The organism is Chryseobacterium populi, from assembly GCF_000282115.1.
In the GTDB taxonomy this organism is placed as follows: domain Bacteria; phylum Bacteroidota; class Bacteroidia; order Flavobacteriales; family Weeksellaceae; genus Chryseobacterium; species Chryseobacterium populi.
The window spans coordinates 82,241-100,131 of sequence record NZ_AKJY01000045.1 but is presented as its reverse complement, the minus strand read 5'-3'; the positions used below and the strand labels follow the sequence as shown (position 1 = coordinate 100,131).

Sequence of the window (17,891 nt, the reverse complement as noted above, 5' to 3'; positions counted from 1 at the left end):
CGTAAACTACAAATTTTGAGACAGAAAAAAGACTGCCCCTTTTGAGACAGCCTCTTGCTTTATTCTGTTACGATCTTTATTTTTTTATCTGAATTTTTCAGTTTAGCCTCTTTATCATACATTGTTTTGAGATCATAATCTATCCGCACGGAATGATCGTCAATCTGCTTGAGCCAGTCATGCTTTCCTGTAATCGACTTTATCTTATTTTCAAATCTCAATGTTGTTCCCACCTGTTTAAAAAGCATCATCAGCATTCCTTCCGTACTTTGGGTTTCTTCTTGTGATCCTTTTGAACGGAGTGCTTCCTCAATATTTTTAAGGTTGAAATTCTCTGTATTGATGGTTAAAGTTTTACCATCCCAGTCATTAAATACATTCTGATCTACCGGAAGCGGCTCATCTTTTGAAAGGTTGTTTAATGAGCTGTATTCAGATTGGGTAAAATGATCCAGCTTTAGGGAAAACCCGGCATAATCATTATTTTCCTTGTTAGACTTCATGAAAATTTTCTTCATTATTCTGATGGAATCCGGATTACTGGTTTTCAGGGTACCTTCTTTTTTATCTATCTCATAAATACTCGTCCATGTGGTGGGTATTTTATTCATATCATCAAATTCCTTATTCCTGACAGAATCCGGTGCCATTGATTTCATTTCCGACATAAATTCCCTTACATCAATATCCATAATGGTAGATGAGGCGGCGTCTTTATGATAAACAATTTCAGAATTTATTGTGCAGGACTGCAATACAAAAAAACTGATCAGCAGTAAAAAGAATGTATTTTTCATGGTATTAATTTGAGTTAATGACAGTTTACGGAGCTGTGCTCATGAGTGCTGTGATCTCCGGGCAAATGGCAGTCACCATTGTTATCTTTAGAAATGGTCATTGCTTCAGCTCTCGGAGAAATGTAAGGAATCCCTAATTCCAGTCCCCGTACAATAAACAGACCTCCTAAAATAATCATGATCACAGGGATCACTTTTAAAACTTTTACCCTGAAGGTCTGATTCATCAGGTTTCCGACAAGAACTACCGCAAACATGAATGGAAGGGTTCCCAAACCGAATAAAGCCATATATAAAGCTCCCTGCCATATTCCTCCGCTTGCCAGGCTTGCTGTAAGCGCCATATAAACCATTCCGCAGGGTAGAAAACCATTGAGAATGCCTGTGGTAAATCTAGAACGGTAATCGGCCTTTTGAAGCAGCTTTCCTAAATTTGATTTCACTGAAAACAAAAATTTAGAGAAAAACGGGATTTTTGAAGCAAAATCTTTTCCACCAAAAGAAAATACAGCCATTATAATTAAAAGGATTCCAACGGCAATCGTAAGATATTGCTGAATGCCCGCCATTTCGAAACCCTGACCAATAATTCCCAGGATACCTCCTAAAAAAGAATAAGTGGAGACTCTGCCAAACTGGTAGGTAAGATTCTGAAGATAGAAATTGGTAGCCTGCTTCTTCGTTAACCCCATCGACAAAGCAATAGGGCCACACATTCCGATACAGTGAAAGCCGGAAGCAAAGCCTAAGCCGATAGCCGATAAAATAAGTGCTATTTCCATATCACATCATAATCCATTCTATAGTCTGTTTTGTCTTTCGTCCACATCAGTCGTAAAGTATAATTGCCCTGCTTTAATACCTTTGCAGGAATTAGAATAGACTGATGGGCATCCAGCTGTTCAGATTTTTTTATATCCAGGTTCTGGTCGTCGGTTCTGTTTAAAACAAATTTTACCGTTGTGTTTGAATTATTATAATCTTTAGGAAAACTGACTAATATCCCGTTTACATTCTGGCTGTAAACCGGCTTTTCCTGAAGGTTGTCTGCTCTTTTTTTAGCATCAATGACATCCTGGTACTGCAATTCTTCTTCATAATAATTATCGGTTACCATTTCAGAGTTTTTCTGCCCGTTCGGAAAGAGAAACAGCATGGATAAAATAAAAGCTATGAATGCAAATAATGCGATTACTACACCGTGTCCCCAACTAAAGTTTTTCATTGCTGATAATTAAAATTGTAATTTGAATGGTCCTTCAAAATAAGTCTGGTAAGAATCTATGAGCTTACCTTTCATATCATAGACCCCAATGGTAATATTCTGTTTAGACAATTTCATTTCGTTTTCCGGGAAGCTGATATTGATTGTCCCTTTTGAAATTTTATCTCTTTCTACAGGTATTTTGCTTGATGCACTGTAAATAACTTCACCATGTACAGGCTCAATTACTTTGATGGTTACGACTTTCTTGTCGTTTGTTTTATTCAGGAAGGTATAATTGTAAGTATTGGTAATTTTACCGTCTCTTACAAAGAATGTACTTCCTGCCGGTTTAATGAATTTAGCTTCCATCTCACCACGGTTGTACAATAAGAATCCTAAGAACACCACCAATAAACCAAGAACAACGGCAAAGCCTTTCATTCTTCCGGTAAATTTAAACCGGGTTTCTTTTTCAATTTCATTTTCGGAAGCATATCTGATCAGTCCTTTCGGTAACCCTACTTTTTCCATGACTTCATCACAGGCATCAATACAGGCCGTACAGTTGATACATTCCAGCTGCTGTCCGTCTCTGATATCAATTCCGGTAGGGCAGACCACCACACATTGGTGACAGTCGATACAGTCTCCTTTCCCTGCTGCTTTTCTGTCTTCTCCTTTTCTCCATTTAGATCTGTTTTCTCCTCTTTTAAAATCATAGAAGACATTGATGGTGTCTTTGTCAATCAGAACTCCCTGCAATCTTCCGTATGGGCATACCAGTGTACAAACCTGTTCCCTGAACCATGCAAATACAAAGTAAAATGCTGAGGTAAAGAGAACCATGATGATAAAATTGGTAGGGTGGGCAAAAGGCCCTTCTGATATGATTCTGAATATTTCCTTATAACCGACAATATACATGAGCATAAAGTGGGTGATGATCAGTGAAATGATAATGTAAACCGTCCATTTTAAGCTTCTTTTCCAGATCTTTTCGCTGTTCCACTCCTGTCTGTCCAGTTTCATCTGCTTATTTCGGTCGCCTTCAATAAGATATTCAATTTTACGGAAGATAGATTCCATAAAAATTGTCTGAGGGCATATCCACCCGCAGAAAATTCTTCCGAATGCAATCGTAAAAATGATAATGAATATTAAAGATGCGATAGCCCCTAAAGTAAGGATGAAAAAGTCTTGTGGATAGAAAGGCTGTCCGAAGATAAAAAACTCCCTATCGATGACGTTGAATAAAAAGAATGGGTTGCCGTTGATTTTCAGGAAAGGAACGGTAAAATAAATAACCAGTAAAATATAACTTACAATGTTTCTATAATTGGTATACTTCCCTTTTGGTTTTCTTGGAAATACCCATTTTCTTTTTCCGGATTGCTCCATTGTCCCGATAGAATCTCTGTAAGTCTCAGGGTCCAGAACTTGTCCCTGTCCACCGCGTGCTTCTATTTCTTCTATTTCTGACATTTTGTAATGTATTTAAAAAAAGAAAAACATAATTCGTTACTATTTTTATTCTAATAACAAATTATGTTTTTCATATGTTTTTAATTCTTTTTAAGATTAATTATTCTTTTTCCCAATGAGCTTCTGTTCCCTGAGGAGCTGCTCCACCCTGAGCCGGTGTTACCGGAGGTTGCTCCTGATTGATGTGATATACATAAGCTGCAATCTTTTCAATCTCAGCACCTGAAACCTCCCCGTTTTTACCGAATGGCCTCATCGAAGGGTTGGTAGGAGAACCATTCCAGTCCATATGGAAAACGTTTTTGAATAAAGTTTTCTCAGGCTGGTTGATCCAGAAGTTATCTGTTAAGTTGGGTCCGATACCGCCGCTACCGTCTTCTTTGTGACAAGATGCACAGTTTGTTTTAAATAACTCTTTCCCTTCTGCAATATTATCAGCCGAATATTTTGCTGTTTCAATTGTTACAGGCGGCTGGGTCTTTTGGTATTCTTCGATGCTTGCAATCTGTTCTTTATATTCCTTTTCATATTCGCTTAACGGGTGAGCGAAATCTGTGAAAGAGTAAGCTGCAACATAAACAATACAAAAAGCGGTTCCAAAATAGAACAAACCTACCCACCATTTTGGTAGCTGGTTATCCAACTCCATAATCCCATCGAAACCATGGTCGATAAGGATATCTTTTTCTTCTGTTTCGGATTGCTTTTTGAAAGCAGCATCATACATTCTTCTTAAGAAAGGAATCTTCTTTTCTGCTAAATAAGCTGCCTTTTCTTCTGCAGTAAGGCTTTTGAATTTATTATTTTCAATCAGATCTCCGATAGCACTGTGAATGTAAGCTAAAATAGCACTTATCACAACAGTACCCCAGAAATATGGTGAAGCTAAAAACGAGTAGCTTTGTACAAATAAATAATAAAAAACTATTAAAAGTCCAATTATTATTAAAATGTTTACAACAACCGGTGTTCTTTGTTTCATAATAAATAGTTTAATTTTTTAAATTAAAATCGTCTTCATCATCATCTCCCAGAGGTGCCTCTTCTTCTTCTTTGTAATACTTTTTAGGCCTGCTAAATACATATATTACTAAGGCTACGAAGAACAGCATAAAGAAAATCAGAGCCAGCGTCTGGTAAAAACCAGCGTTTTCTGTATTTGATAATATATCTTTAAAGTTCTGAGGAATCATGTGAACCTTTTAATGTTTTTAGTTATTACTTGCTGTTTTTATTTCCGTTGTTTTGATATCAGTACCTAATCTCTGAAGATAAGAGATTAGAGCTACTATTTCTTTTTTCTCTAATTCTCCTTTAGGTCTCTTGGCATAAGCGTCTTTTAAATCTGCCGCTTCAGAGAAAATATCTTTTACAATTTTCGCTGCCTGGTTATCTGCCCACTTATTAGCTGAATCGATCTGTGGTTTTGTATATGGAACATCGAAAGTATTTTTCATTAATTCCATTTTAGCAACCATTTTGGATCTGTCTAAGTTGGTAGCGATCAACCAGGGATAACGAGGCATGATGGAACCCGCAGAAGTTGATCTTGGGTTATACATGTGCTTGTAATGCCAAGAACTTGGGTTTTTACCTCCTTCTCTATGTAAATCCGGTCCTGTTCTTTTTGATCCCCATAAGAATGGTCTGTCATAAACGAATTCCCCGGCTTTTGAATACTGTCCGTTTTTACCGTTAAATCTTACGATCTCATCTCTGAACGGTCTTACCATCTGAGAGTGACAAGCGTTACAACCTTCACGGATATAAATATCTCTACCTTCCAATTCAAGTGGTGAATAAGGCTTCACGGCTGAAATTGTTGGTACACTTTTCTTAAGAGACAGAGTAGGAATAATTTCTACTGAACTACCGATAGATATCGTTAAGAATGATAGGATCCCTAATAATACCGGTGTTCTTTCCAACCAAAGGTGGGTACCTTCGCCCTCTTTTCTGTTTTTGCTGATGTTGGCTAAAGCCGGTGCTTCTGCAGGAACTTCTTTCTGGAATGATCCTTTTCTTACGGTAGCAACAACGTTGATGATCATTAAGATAGCTCCTGAAATATAGAAAGCTCCTCCTAAGAATCTCATTTTAAAATAAGGAATAATTGCCGTTACGGTATCCAACCAGTTTTTCCACAATAATGTTCCGTCCGGGTTGAACTGTTTCCACATTAAACCTTGAGTAAATCCTGAAATATACATTGGTACTGCATAGAAAATAATTCCTAAAGTACCTAACCAGAAATGCCAGTTAGCTAATTTTACAGACCAAAGTTTTGTTCTCCACATAATCGGGATAAGGTAATAGATTACTCCGAATGCCATGAAACCATTCCACCCAAGTGCGCCTAAGTGTACGTGACCAATTACCCAGTCTGTAAAGTGACCGATTTTGTTGATGTTTTTAGTTGCTAAAAGAGGCCCTTCAAACGTAGCCATACCATAGCAGGTAACCGCTACCACGAAGAATTTAAGGATAGGATTTTCCCTTACTTTATCCCAGGCTCCCCTTAAAGTAAGGAGTCCATTTAACATACCTCCCCAAGACGGTGCAATAAGCATGATTGAAAAACCTGTTCCCACAGCCTGTGCCCATGCAGGAAGTGCAGTATACTGAAGGTGGTGAGGACCGGCCCAGATATATACGAAAATTAATGACCAGAAGTGAATAATAGACAGTTTATAAGAAAAAACTGGTCTGTCTGCAGCTTTTGGTAAGAAGTAGTACATCAAACCTAAAACCGGAGTTGTCAATACGAATGCCACTGCATTGTGACCATACCACCATTGTACGATTGCATCTTTTACCCCTGCATATGCTGAATAAGATTTCCAGCCAGTGAATGATAACGGAACTTCTAAATTATTAAAGATATGAAGCATGGCTACTGCGATCCATGTACCAATATAGAACCAGATGGCTACATAAAGGTGTCTTACCCTTCTTTTTGCAATCGTTAAGAACATATTGATACCGAAAATAACCCATGAGAATGTGATCAGGATATCGATTGGCCATTCGTGTTCTGCATATTCTTTAGAGGTATTGATCCCCATAAAGAAAGTAACGAACGTAGCAACAATCATAAATTGCCAGGTCCAGAAATGTAACCACGATAATGTATCACTGTACATTCTTGCTTTTAATAATCTCTGTAATGAGTAATAAACACCGGTATAAACGATATTACATACGAACGCAAAGATTACAGTGTTGGTGTGCAACATTCTGATTCTACCAAATCCAAATGCACCATGAGTGTTTATTAGACCCTGTATATTACCTGAGGCCAAACTTTTAATGGTCGTATCATCAGTTCCGAATAAAAATTCAGGGAGTTCAGGGTAGAAAAGCATTAATGCCGCCGTAAGCCCGAACGTGAACCCAATAAGCCCAAAAACTATGGTCGCATAAAGGAATGCCCGAACAATACTGTTGTCATAACTAAACTTTTGTGTTTCCATATCAACTATTCACTTTTTTCTTCAATTTTATTATTTTCTCCTTTTTCTTTCTCGTCTGATTTGTTGCCAGTATCTTCTTTTTCCTTTATTTCACCGGAGTCAAAGAGAATTCTTACAGCAGGGGATTCATCATCCTCAAACTGTCCTTTCCTGGCGTTGACTATAAAAACGACCAAGAAAATTGCAGCTAAAGAAACACTGCATAGGATCATTAAATATAGAATATCCATTTGACAACAAAATTAACCTATTTTCGGGGTTCAAATTTAGTGAAAAATAATGACATTCATCACGAAATGCGGATTTCAGCTAATTTAAAATCAGTCTAAATAAGGGCTTTCAGACCTGTTTTTTGAAGTATTTCCTACCCAGGATCCAGGTCGAAAGTGTGGTAAATGTAACCACTGTTATAGAACTTATTGGCATGAGGATTGCTGCAAAAAGAGGATGCATATGTCCTGTAACTGCATAACTTAAACCAACGATATTGTACAGGAAACTGATTATGAATGTCATTTTTACAATGGTTATCGAGCCTTTACAAACGTTGAGATAATGGTCAAGGGCACCCACTTTTTCACCATTCATAATGACATCTGAAGAAGGAGTAAAGCTGTTGGAGTCATCAGAAATGGCAATCCCCACATTGCTTTGCTTTAATGCTCCCGCATCATTCAAGCCATCTCCAAGCATTGCTACTTTAAGGTTTTGTTCCTGAAGCGTTTTAATATAATTCAGCTTATCTTCAGGGCTTTGGTTGAATGCCATGGCCTGATAATTCGGGATCAAATCCTTCAGCTGATTTTCTTCGGAAGAATTATCTCCGCTCAGAATGAAGATTTTATAATTCGTAAGTTTTCTGAACAGGTCTTTCAGATTTTGACGGTATTCATTTTTAAAGATGAATTTGCCAATAAATTCGTTGTTTTTGCTGATGTAAACCGCTGTTTCGAGGTTTTTAGATTCCTGATTGTTATATCTTGCGGAACCTATTTTGTAAATATTTCCCCTTACACCTGCTTCATAACCCCTCCCTGAAATTTCCCGGAAGTTTTCAACCGGAAAATAAGCATCCTGAATTTCTAAAAACTCATACAGTGATTTTGAAAGCGGGTGATTGGAATTTTTTAATAAAGTCTTGATGTTAAGTAAATCAAATTCAGGAATTTCAGATCCTTCATATTTGATGTTTGATTTTTTTCTGTGGGTAATTGTTCCTGTTTTATCAAAAACAATGGTGTTAAGTTTTGCGATTTTTTCAATTGTCAGTGTATCTTTTACATAGAACTTATTCCGGCCTAAGATTCTCATAATGTGTCCGAAAGTAAACGGTGCAGATAACGCAAGCGCACACGGACAGGCAATGATAAGAATTGCGGAAATCACCTGGAACATTTTCTCTAAATCTACAGTTGCCCAATAGGTTCCAGAAATTAAAGCGATGCCTAAAATGATGAATGTAAAATACTTACTGATATTATTGGTCAGAGTATCCAATCCGGTCTCATGTTTCTTAAATGCTTCCTTATTCCAAAGCTGGGTCAAATAGCTTTGATCAACATTTTTAATCACTTCAAGCTCTAAAGAAGAACCGATCTGCTTACCGCCCGCAAAAATTTTATCTCCAGGCTGTTTGCTGATGCTTACACTTTCTCCGGTAATAAAACTGTTGTCAATATTCCCTTCTCCATTGATCAGAATGGCATCAACCGGGATGATTTCCTGATTTCTTACTAAAATCCTATCCCCGACTTTGATTTCCGAAAGTAAAATGTTTTCCTGCTTGCCTTCAAAGTCTACTTTCGTAACGGCGATCGGGTAAAATGATTTGTAATCCCTGTCGTAGGAAAGAGCATTGTATGTTCTTTTCTGGAAAATCTTACCTAAAAGCATGAAAAATAATAATCCGCATAAAGTGTCAAAATAGCCCGGGCCATAATCTGTTACCACTTCATAAACGCTTCTTCCGAAAAGAACCAGAATTCCCAGAACAATCGGAACGTCAATATTAACAATCTTGTTTTTCAGTCCGTACCATGCAGATTTGTAATAGTCAGAAGCTGAGTAAAATACGACTGGACAAGCCAATAAAAACATCAGTGTTCTGAAAAGCCCTTTGTAATGGTCCATCCAATAGTCTTCTCCACCCACATATTCGGGGAAGGCAAGGAACATTCCGTTACCAAAAGCAAAAGCGGCAATTGCAAATTTTACAAGCAGTGATTTGTCAAGATGATCTACATTTTTATCTGCGGTTTCAAGGCTGATAACGGGCTTATACCCAAGATTGGTTAAAAAATTAGCTAATTCGCTTAATTTTAAATCATTATGATTGAATGAGACCTGTAGGGTTTTTCTGGTAAAGTTGACCTGGGAATACTTAATGTGTTCGTTTAAAGTATGAAGGCTTTCCAATAGCCATATGCAGGAAGAACAGTGTATTACAGGGATTTTGAAAGTGATCAGGCTTGTGTTTCCCTCAGAGAAATCAGTTACCTTTTCAAAAATTTCAGGAGTATCCAGATAATCGAACTGTGAAGAGTTTTCGTCATTCGGACGAATTCCCGCCCTTTTATTTAATTCGTAAAAATTACTTAAATTATTGGTATTCAGAATTTCGTAGACCGATTTACAACCGTTGCAACAGAAAATTTTTTCATCAAAAAGAATTCTCTCCTTTTCTATCCCTTGACCACAATGAAAACAGTTCTCGCTCACCTTCATAAATTATTGACGTACAAAATTATAACATTTTTTTTTGTTTATCGAGTTAAAATGTTCTATTTTTGTGATAAATGTCATAAAAAATGCCGCAGGAACAACAGATCGCTATCGAGGAAAGATTTGCCAGAGTTTTTAATGATAAATCATTTAAAGAAAGACTTTCTAGCACAGATTTTGAGAAATACATTAATGCCAAAAAGAAACTGAGTTTTCAGAAACACGATACCATCTTTGAGGATGGAGAAACCCCGAAAGGTGTGTACGTTCTGGAAAAAGGGGCGGCCAAGCTTTCAAAATCCGGAGCTTTCGGAAAAGATCAGATCTTAAGGTTTATCAAAGAAGGGGATATCATTGGATACCGGTCCCTTCTTTGCGGGGAAAATTTCCAGGCTAAAGCAGAAGCCATGACAGATATTGACTGTGTTTTTCTTCCTGCAGATGTATTTATGTATCTTCTGGAAGTAGATTCCCAGCTGTCATTTGTAATGCTTCAGAAAATTTCATACGAGTTAGGTGAATCTTCAAATACGATCACCTTCCTGGCTCAAAAAACCGTAAGAGAAAGATTAGCAGAAATTCTGTTGCTTTTAGAACAGAAATTAGGCGTTGATCCGGAAGGGTTTATTAAGATCTCTTTGACAAGAGAAGAGATTGCCAATATTATCGGGACAGCTACTGAAAGTGCCATCCGTTTAATCTCCGAATTCAAACAGGACAGTCTCATCGAGGTGGACGGGAGAAATATCAAAATCCTGAATCACGATAAACTCATGAAACTGGGACACGTAGTTTTATAAATCATACAAAAAACTTAAGTCGGCGGAAGCCGACTTTTTAACTTTTAAAAAATAGATACATTATGTCTGTTCATTCTGAAATTAAAAAAGTTACAACTGAAACCTTGCGTAAAATGAAATTCGACAAGGAAAAAATAACAATGCTTACGGCATACGACTTCACAACTGCCAAAATGGTAGATGCCGGTGGAATTGATGCAGTATTGATCGGAGATTCTGCTGCGAATGTGATGGCCGGTTTTGAAACGACTCTTCCCATCACTTTAGATCAGATGATCTATCACGCCCAGAGTGTGGTACGGGGTACCGACAGAGCTTTGGTGGTAGCAGACTTACCATTCGGAACGTATCAGAGTAATCCGGAGAAAGCTTTGGAATCTGCAGTAAGAATGATGAAAGAGGGAGGTGCACATGCAGTGAAAATCGAAGGTGGAAAAGAGATCTCAAAATCGATAAAGAAAATCATTAATGCCGGAATTCCGGTAATGGGGCATTTAGGGTTGACCCCACAGTCGATCTATAAATTCGGAACATATAAAGTAAGGGCAAAAGAAGAAGCAGAAGCTGAAAAACTGATCAGCGATGCACAGCTTCTGGAAGAATTGGGATGCTTTTCCATAGTTCTTGAAAAAATTCCTGCCGAGCTGGCTAAAAAGGTAACGGAAAGTATTTCAATTCCAACCATCGGAATTGGAGCCGGGGCTCATTGTGACGGGCAGGTTTTGGTATACCACGATATGGTGGGAATGAACCAGGGTTTCAGTCCGAAATTCTTACGAAGATATCTTGATCTTTATACGGAAATTACAGGTGCGGTTGCCCAATATGTAAAAGATGTGAAAAACGTAGATTTTCCAAACGAAAAAGAAAGCTACTAATTGATGAAAAACCAACAGACTATACAGGGAGTTATTTCCGTTATTGCATTGATCTGTCTTGCAGCAGGATGGTTTAATTTCTTCTCTCCGGAGATCAGCAATATACTTTCCAGAAGAGTATTTTACATCCTGATAGGAATAAGTTTTGCCATTCAGGCTCCTTTTCTTTCAAACAGAAATTTTGTTTATCCGATGTATGCTGCCGCAGCACTTTGTATTATCGGAGCATTTTTACCCTTAGAATCGAGATTGGCAGGAATGAAAACATTAGGACTTCTTGGCGGAATTATTTTATCATTATCCAACAGACCCAACAGATAAATGGAGGAACAGATTGTTTATGAAGACAACCATCTTCTGGTGATCAATAAAAAAGTCGGCCAGCTTGTACAGGGGGATAAGACCGGCGATGAATCATTACTGGAGTCAATAAAAAAATTTATAAAGAAAAGAGATGGCAAACCGGGGAATGTTTTTCTCGGTTTGGTTCATCGTATAGACCGCCCAACCTCAGGATTGGTGATTTATGCTAAAACTTCCAAAGCGCTTTCCCGCCTTACCCAGATGGTGAAAAACCGGGAAATAAAAAAAACATATTGGGCAGTTGTAGCGAAAGAAATGATCCCTCAAACCCTGAGACTGATTCATTATTTAAAGAAAAACGAAAAAAATAATAAAGCAATCGTTTATCCGAAAGCAACAGAGGGAGCCAAAGAAGCTATTTTGACCTATAATGTTATTAAAAGTCTAGATAATTACCTGCTTCTTGAAATTGACCTTGAAACTGGAAGGCATCATCAGATCCGGGCACAATTATCTAAAACAGGAATTCCGATAAAGGGAGACCTGAAATATGGGGCACCCCGTTCTAATCCCGATGGAGGAATCAATCTTCATGCAAGAAAACTGGAATTTATTCATCCGGTAACAAAAGAAAACATTCAAATCATAGCTCCTGTTCCGCAGAATGATGCAATCTGGAGAGCCTGTGAAGAATAATTTGGATAATCAATAAGATAAATTCTGATCAGGTTTCATTTGTGTTTCATCAATAAGTGAAACGGCTTTGTTTATCTTTAATTTAGATTCTGCTGGCTTATCCTTGTATGACCTTGCGATAAATAAGTTATTAAATAAAAATACAGACTGTTCAAACCTGAAACAGTCTTTTTTATTTTAAAATTTTGTCCATTCTAAAAAAATAACCTAATTTCGTCCCATACTTTAGGGGTGTCTGTAGCAAACAGACTGAGACTTTACCCTTTGAACCTGATCTGGATCATACCAGCGTAGGGAAAAGTGAGATGACTTTTGTTGTACATTCCATTGTACCATCATAGCCATTCCTGAAGTTGATATAATACAACATAGGAATGGAACTTATAATCAACCACAACCGAAAAACTTTTGATGTACTTCCTGAAAATCTGGAAGCACTGATGGCCCTGGAAGCTCCGGGCCGGAAGAAAGGGATTGCTGTTGCTCTCAACAACCGCATTATCCCTATATCGTTATGGCCGGGCACTTTGCTTCAGGATCAGGATTCAATTTTAATTATCGCTGCCACACAAGGCGGTTAATTCATACTCATTAATACCAAAACTACTTATGGCGCATTCAATTACACGTTCGCCTTTTCCGAACTCTAAGAAAATCTATATTGAAGGAACACTATATCCTATCAATGTAGGAATGCGGGAAATACATTTAAGTGCAACAAAGCTTACCAATGGAACGCTTGAGCATAATTCTCCCGTAACTATCTATGATACATCAGGACCCTACACCGATGAAAATGCAGAAATTGATATTTTAAAAGGCCTCCCGAGAATAAGAGAACAATGGATTCTGAACAGGGAAGATGTAAATATTTTAGACCAGATATCCTCAGAATACGGAAGGGCACGTCTGGCAGATTCCCGTTTGGATGAGCTTCGCTTTTCCTATAATCATAAACCGAAAGTAGCAAAAGACAGACATGAAGTAACCCAGCTTTTTTATGCCAGGCAGGGAATTATTACTCCTGAAATGGAATATGTTGCCATCAGGGAAAATCAACGGATTGAACAGCTTGATTCTGTTTCCAGGGAAATGTCTTCCCAGCACACAGGGAATAGCTTCGGAGCAAATACTCCTAAAAATAAGATCACTCCCGAATTTGTAAGAGATGAAATTGCTGCCGGAAGAGCGATCATTCCCAATAATATCAATCATCCCGAGAGCGAGCCGATGATCATCGGACGGAATTTTCTGGTAAAAATAAATGCCAATATTGGGAATAGTGCCGTTTCATCAAGCATTGAGGAAGAAGTGGAAAAAGCAGTCTGGGCCTGCCGCTGGGGAGCAGATACCATTATGGATTTGTCCACCGGGAAAAATATTCATGAAACCAGGGAATGGATCATCAGAAACAGCCCGGTACCGATTGGAACCGTTCCGATTTACCAGGCCCTGGAAAAAGTAAAAGGAGTTCCTGAAGACCTGACGTGGGAAATTTTTAAAGATACCTTAATAGAACAGGCGGAGCAGGGAGTTTCTTACTTTACAATTCATGCCGGAGTTTTATTGAGATATATCCACCTGACCGCGAACCGTGTAACGGGAATTGTTTCCAGAGGAGGCTCTATAATGGCTAAATGGTGTCTTTATCATCATAAAGAAAATTTTCTGTATACTCATTTCGAGGAGATTTGTGAAATCATGAAGAAATATGATGTTGCTTTTTCTCTGGGCGATGGCCTTCGTCCTGGATCCATAGCAGACGCCAATGATGCGGCGCAGTTTGCAGAGCTGGAAACCCTGGGAGAGTTGACTAAAATTGCATGGAAACATAATGTACAGGTAATGATTGAAGGACCAGGGCACGTACCCATGCACATGATCAAAGAAAATATGGATAAGCAGTTGAAAGAATGTCATGAAGCGCCATTTTATACGCTCGGGCCATTGACAACGGATATTGCTCCGGGTTATGATCATATTACTTCCGGGATAGGAGCAGCGATGATAGGCTGGTTCGGATGTGCCATGCTTTGTTATGTAACTCCGAAAGAACATTTAGGGCTTCCGAATAAGAAAGATGTAAAAGACGGGGTAATTACCTACAAGCTGGCGGCACATGCGGCAGATCTGGCAAAAGGTCATCCGGGAGCACAATACAGAGACAATGCTTTAAGTAAAGCCAGGTTTGAATTCAGATGGGAAGATCAGTTTAATCTTTCTTTAGATCCCGATACGGCAAGAGCTTATCATGATGAGACATTGCCTGCTGAAGGTGCTAAAATCGCTCATTTCTGCTCAATGTGCGGGCCAAAATTCTGCTCGATGAAAATTACGCAGGAAATCAGGGAATCAGCAGAAAAAGGAATGCTTGATAAATCAATGGAGTTTATTGAGAACGGAAAGGAAATTTACCTATGATTATCGTGATAACCCCTGAAGAATGTATCCCCGATGAAATATATCATATCAATGAAATGTTTCAGGAGGGGCTGGATATGCTTCATGTGAGAAAACCTTTGATGAATAGCCCGGAGATGGAAGCTTTTTTAAACAAAATTGATAAAGCTTTTCTTTCACAGGTCGTATTGCACAGTCATTTTGAATTAGCATCAAAATACGGTATTTCCAGAGTACACATCAGGGAAGCTGACCGTCAGAATAAAAAGTATCCGGAGTCTTTCCCGGATTACTTACGATCCACATCAGTCCATGATATTGAGACTTTCAACGTTTTGGATGATCATTGGGAATATGCATTCTTGAGTCCATTTTATCCGAGTATTTCAAAAAAGGGTTATGGCAACAGAGCAGCAATCCGGGAAAAAAGCAGGCAACGGAATAATCCGGATGTTAAATTAATTGCTTTAGGCGGAATTAATGAAACCAATTGTAATGAATTACTGACTGAGAATATCAATGGAATAGCTCTGTTGGGAGCGGTGTGGCAGGACCGTCGTCCTGTGGAAGTTTTCAGGAAATGCAGGAATATAATGGCCACTCAAAATTGATCATGGAAAAAATACAATATATCTCTCATGGAAATATAAAAGAAGATCAGGAATTGAATATCCGTAAAGCACTGGATGCCGGTGTAAAATGGGTGCAGGTACGCTGGAAAAATGCTCCTGAAAGGGAATTTGAAGAGCTTTGTGTTAAAACACAGCTACTATGCAAAGAATATCAGGCGGTATGTATCATTAATGATCATGTACAGGTGGCTAAAAGAATGGATGCAGACGGTGTACATTTAGGGTTAGATGATACTTCCATCCCCGAAGCGAGGAAAATTCTTGGACGGAATAAAATAATCGGCGGTACAGCGAATACATTGGCTGATGTGCTTCAGAGAATAGAAGAACAATGCAATTATATCGGTCTTGGACCGTTAAGATTTACGGCTACAAAAGAAAAACTTAGTCCTGTTTTAGGATTTGAAGGCTATCAGCAGATTATTAGGGATTTAAAAGAGTCGTCTATCAGCATTCCAAAAATTTATGCGATAGGCGGAATCGTCTTAAACGATATAGAATTATTACAATCAACCGGAATTTACGGAGTGGCTGTTTCCGGACAGATTACCAGCCAGCCATCTATCGTAAATGAATTTATAAAACTCATGAAATGAATCAGACACTAACAATAGCAGACCGGATTTTTGAATCCAGGCTTTTCCTGGGAACCGGCAAGTTTGGAAATTTAACGGAAATGACGCAATCTATCATTGCTTCAGAAACAGATATGGTAACAATGGCATTAAAAAGAATCGATATCAATTCGTCTGAAGATGACCTGTTGAATGCGCTGAAGCCGGCAAATACACATCTCCTGCCCAATACCTCGGGTGCCCGTACTGCAAAGGAAGCAGTATTAGCAGCCCAGCTGGCAAGAGAAGCCCTGGAAACAAATTGGGTAAAATTGGAAATTCATCCCGATCCGAAATATCTGTTACCCGACCCGATTGAAACCCTTTATGCCACTGAAGAGCTGGCCAAACTCGGTTTTATCGTAATGCCATACATTCATGCAGACCCGGTTTTATGTAAACGTCTGGAAAATGCAGGAACGGCAGTCGTGATGCCTTTGGGAGCTCCGATAGGAACGAATAAAGGACTTCGTACGCTTGATTTTTTAGAAATTATTATCAGTCAGAGCAATGTTCCTGTTGTGGTAGATGCCGGAATAGGAGCACCTTCCGATGCTGCAAAAGCAATGGAAATTGGAGCTGATGCCGTTTTGGTGAATACGGCAATTGCGGTGGCAAAAGATCCTGTGAATATGGCATTGGCATTTAAAGAAGGTGTTATTGCAGGAAGAAGGGCTTATGAATCAGGATTAGGAATGATCAGCCGGCATGCCGAGGCTTCCAGTCCGCTAACTTCTTTTTTGTTTGAATAAGATTGGCTATGATTAAGTTTGATGAGGTTTTTAAACGGTACCATTGGGAAGAAATAAAGCTGAAGCTTGAAAATGTTACTCTTTCTGATGTAGAATACAGCCTGCAGAAAAAGCAGAAAACAGTTGATGACTTTTTAAATTTAATTTCAGAAGCAGCTGCTGAAAAGCTCGAGGTGATGGCTAATATGACACGTTCAATTACCCGGAAACGTTTCGGTAAAACCATCCAGCTTTATGCACCTCTGTATCTGAGCAATGAATGTCAGAATATCTGTACCTATTGTGGTTTCAGTTTAGATAATAAGCTTAAAAGAAAAACCCTTACTGATACAGAGATCATGATAGAAGCAATGGTCCTCAAATCAATGGGTGTCAACCATGTACTATTAGTAAGTGGAGAAGCAAATAAAACTGTGGGGATTGATTATTTTCTTAATGCTGTGCGGTTACTGAAACCTCATTTTGCCAATATTTCAATAGAAGTACAACCCTTGTCAGAAGAAGAATATGAATGGCTGCATCAGGAAGGAGTGCATTCGGTATTGGTGTATCAGGAAACTTATCATCAGGAAGTCTATAAACACTACCATCCGAAAGGAAAGAAATCAAATTTTGATTTTCGCCTTGAAACACCGGACAGGATAGGAAAGGCAGGAATTCATAAAATCGGTCTGGGAGTATTACTTGGCCTAGAAGACTGGAGGGTAGATAGTTTCTTTAATGCCCTACATATCGATCACCTGCAAAAACAATACTGGCAGAGCCGTTTTTCCGTATCATTTCCAAGACTGAGGCCCGCGGAAGGAATTATTGAACCCAATTTCATTATGGAAGATAAAGATCTCTTACAGCTGATCTGTGCTTACAGAATATGGAATGAAGATCTTGAAATATCCGTTTCCACCAGGGAAAATGAAAAATTCAGGAATCACATTGTTTCTTTAGGAGCAACAGCGATGAGTGCCGGGTCAAAAACCAATCCCGGAGGATATGCAGTTGACAAGCAGTCCTTGGAACAATTTGAGACCAGCGATGAAAGGAGCATGGATATGGTAAAACAAATGATCAAAGCAGCCGGTTATGATCCCGTAATGAAGGATTGGGATCCGGTGTATAACGGGTGTAAAATATAGTTG

Annotated in this window: 19 protein-coding genes and 1 riboswitch; of the genes, 10 read left to right on the top strand and 9 right to left on the bottom strand. The window is 38.6% G+C overall.

The window, feature by feature from the left end; all coding sequences use genetic code 11:
• Positions 1–59: 59 nt before the first annotated feature.
• The 9 genes from PMI13_RS12425 to PMI13_RS12385 form a co-directional block, all read right to left on the bottom strand.
• Positions 60–797: a hypothetical protein gene (locus PMI13_RS12425; RefSeq protein WP_007844178.1), complete on the bottom strand. Its 738-nt coding sequence runs from the start codon at positions 795–797 to the stop codon at positions 60–62.
• A gap of 14 nt (positions 798–811) precedes the next feature.
• On the bottom strand, positions 812–1,579 hold the full coding sequence (locus PMI13_RS12420) for a sulfite exporter TauE/SafE family protein (protein ID WP_007844177.1): 768 nt from the start codon (positions 1,577–1,579) through the stop codon (positions 812–814).
• Positions 1,570–2,022: a FixH family protein gene (locus tag PMI13_RS12415; RefSeq protein WP_007844176.1), complete on the bottom strand. Its 453-nt coding sequence runs from the start codon at positions 2,020–2,022 to the stop codon at positions 1,570–1,572. Before PMI13_RS12415 ends, PMI13_RS12420 begins: the two co-directional genes overlap by 10 nt.
• Before the next feature lie 9 nt (positions 2,023–2,031).
• Positions 2,032–3,486, bottom strand: coding sequence for a cytochrome c oxidase accessory protein CcoG (ccoG, locus tag PMI13_RS12410; protein WP_007844175.1), 1,455 nt, complete (start codon positions 3,484–3,486; stop codon positions 2,032–2,034).
• 100 nt (positions 3,487–3,586) lie between these two features.
• A complete protein-coding gene (locus PMI13_RS12405; RefSeq protein ID WP_007844174.1) occupies positions 3,587–4,468 on the bottom strand; it encodes a cbb3-type cytochrome c oxidase N-terminal domain-containing protein in 882 nt (293 codons plus the stop codon).
• Positions 4,469–4,478: 10 nt separating this feature from the next.
• Entirely contained in the window at positions 4,479–4,679 is a 201-nt protein-coding gene (locus tag PMI13_RS12400; RefSeq protein ID WP_007844173.1) for a cbb3-type cytochrome oxidase subunit 3, read from the bottom strand.
• Between the two features lie 18 nt (positions 4,680–4,697).
• Positions 4,698–6,959: a cytochrome-c oxidase, cbb3-type subunit I gene (ccoN, locus tag PMI13_RS12395; RefSeq protein WP_007844172.1), complete on the bottom strand. Its 2,262-nt coding sequence runs from the start codon at positions 6,957–6,959 to the stop codon at positions 4,698–4,700.
• Between the two features lie 5 nt (positions 6,960–6,964).
• A complete protein-coding gene (gene ccoS / locus PMI13_RS12390; RefSeq protein ID WP_007844171.1) occupies positions 6,965–7,189 on the bottom strand; it encodes a cbb3-type cytochrome oxidase assembly protein CcoS in 225 nt (74 codons plus the stop codon).
• Positions 7,190–7,298: 109 nt separating this feature from the next.
• The gene (locus PMI13_RS12385; RefSeq protein WP_185096106.1) at positions 7,299–9,677 is read right to left on the bottom strand and encodes a heavy metal translocating P-type ATPase; all 2,379 of its coding nucleotides are present in this window, start codon (positions 9,675–9,677) and stop codon (positions 7,299–7,301) included.
• Positions 9,678–9,766: 89 nt separating this feature from the next.
• On the opposite strand from PMI13_RS12385, the gene PMI13_RS12380 reads away from it, so the two are divergent.
• The 10 genes from PMI13_RS12380 to thiH all read left to right on the top strand — a co-directional run bounded on the left by PMI13_RS12380 (position 9,767) and on the right by thiH (position 17,888).
• Positions 9,767–10,480: a Crp/Fnr family transcriptional regulator gene (locus PMI13_RS12380; protein ID WP_007844167.1), complete on the top strand. Its 714-nt coding sequence runs from the start codon at positions 9,767–9,769 to the stop codon at positions 10,478–10,480.
• A 62-nt stretch (positions 10,481–10,542) separates the two neighbouring features.
• Positions 10,543–11,358 carry a 3-methyl-2-oxobutanoate hydroxymethyltransferase gene (gene panB / locus PMI13_RS12375; protein WP_007844165.1) on the top strand — a complete coding sequence of 272 codons (816 nt, stop codon included), beginning with the start codon at positions 10,543–10,545 and terminating at the stop codon, positions 11,356–11,358.
• A gap of 3 nt (positions 11,359–11,361) precedes the next feature.
• On the top strand, positions 11,362–11,679 hold the full coding sequence (locus PMI13_RS12370) for a hypothetical protein (RefSeq protein ID WP_007844163.1): 318 nt from the start codon (positions 11,362–11,364) through the stop codon (positions 11,677–11,679).
• Positions 11,680–12,357 (top strand): RluA family pseudouridine synthase, encoded by a 678-nt coding sequence (locus PMI13_RS12365; protein ID WP_007844161.1) that lies wholly within the window; start codon positions 11,680–11,682, stop codon positions 12,355–12,357.
• Between the two features lie 217 nt (positions 12,358–12,574).
• Positions 12,575–12,671: riboswitch (TPP riboswitch) on the top strand.
• A gap of 60 nt (positions 12,672–12,731) precedes the next feature.
• Positions 12,732–12,938 carry a sulfur carrier protein ThiS gene (thiS, locus tag PMI13_RS12360; RefSeq protein WP_007844159.1) on the top strand — a complete coding sequence of 69 codons (207 nt, stop codon included), beginning with the start codon at positions 12,732–12,734 and terminating at the stop codon, positions 12,936–12,938.
• Positions 12,939–12,966: 28 nt separating this feature from the next.
• Entirely contained in the window at positions 12,967–14,778 is a 1,812-nt protein-coding gene (thiC, locus tag PMI13_RS12355) for a phosphomethylpyrimidine synthase ThiC (protein ID WP_007844158.1), read from the top strand.
• The gene (locus tag PMI13_RS12350; RefSeq protein WP_007844157.1) at positions 14,775–15,368 is read left to right on the top strand and encodes a thiamine phosphate synthase; all 594 of its coding nucleotides are present in this window, start codon (positions 14,775–14,777) and stop codon (positions 15,366–15,368) included. Before thiC ends, PMI13_RS12350 begins: the two co-directional genes overlap by 4 nt.
• Before the next feature lie 2 nt (positions 15,369–15,370).
• Positions 15,371–15,985 (top strand): thiamine phosphate synthase, encoded by a 615-nt coding sequence (locus tag PMI13_RS12345; RefSeq protein WP_007844156.1) that lies wholly within the window; start codon positions 15,371–15,373, stop codon positions 15,983–15,985.
• Complete coding sequence (locus PMI13_RS12340; RefSeq protein WP_007844155.1) at positions 15,982–16,755, top strand: thiazole synthase; 774 nt, start codon at positions 15,982–15,984, stop codon at positions 16,753–16,755. Before PMI13_RS12345 ends, PMI13_RS12340 begins: the two co-directional genes overlap by 4 nt.
• Before the next feature lie 8 nt (positions 16,756–16,763).
• Positions 16,764–17,888: a 2-iminoacetate synthase ThiH gene (gene thiH / locus PMI13_RS12335; protein WP_007844154.1), complete on the top strand. Its 1,125-nt coding sequence runs from the start codon at positions 16,764–16,766 to the stop codon at positions 17,886–17,888.
• Positions 17,889–17,891: the final 3 nt, after the last annotated feature.